Here is a 502-nt window from a genome sequence, read left to right on the forward strand (position 1 = left end):
TCTTTTGGTCCCGTTGGACCTGTCGGACCCGTTGGGCCTGTCGACCCCGTTGGACCTGTCGACCCCGTTGGACCTGTCGACCCCGTTGGACCTGTCGATCCCGTTGGGCCTGTAGGTCCCGTCGGGCCTGTCGATCCCGTCGGGCCTGTTGAGCCAGTCGGACCTGTAGGTCCCGTTGAGCCTGTCGATCCCGTCGGGCCTGTCGATCCCGTCGGACCTGTTGAGCCAGTTGGACCCGTAGGGCCTGTCGGACCTGTAGGTCCCGTCGGGCCTGTTGGACCCGTTGAGCCTGTTGGACCAGTTGTACTGTGGCTTTCCAAATACCAATCACCATCCGCATGTTGATTTAGTAAATACTCATAACCACCTTTAACAACTCGGCGCTGTAATAAGAATTCACCATTTGAAGCGCCACCAACATCGAACATTAAAATAGATTCTTCGCCTGTTGGATTAGCAATATTCAAGTTATTCACCCAAACATTATCAAAGCCACCATCAA

General features: G+C 54.6%; 1 protein-coding gene. It reads right to left on the reverse strand.

All coding sequences use genetic code 11. The annotated features are described in order from the left end of the window. On the reverse strand, nucleotides 1-467 hold a 467-nt coding region (locus tag IMO47_RS17010; protein WP_198426930.1), incomplete at its 3' end, for a hypothetical protein. Between the last annotated feature and the right edge of the window lie 35 nt (nucleotides 468-502).

The sequence above is a fragment of the Acinetobacter sp. Res13-Abat-PEC15-P4-01 genome, assembly GCF_015676285.1.
Lineage (GTDB): Bacteria > Pseudomonadota > Gammaproteobacteria > Pseudomonadales > Moraxellaceae > Acinetobacter > Acinetobacter nematophilus.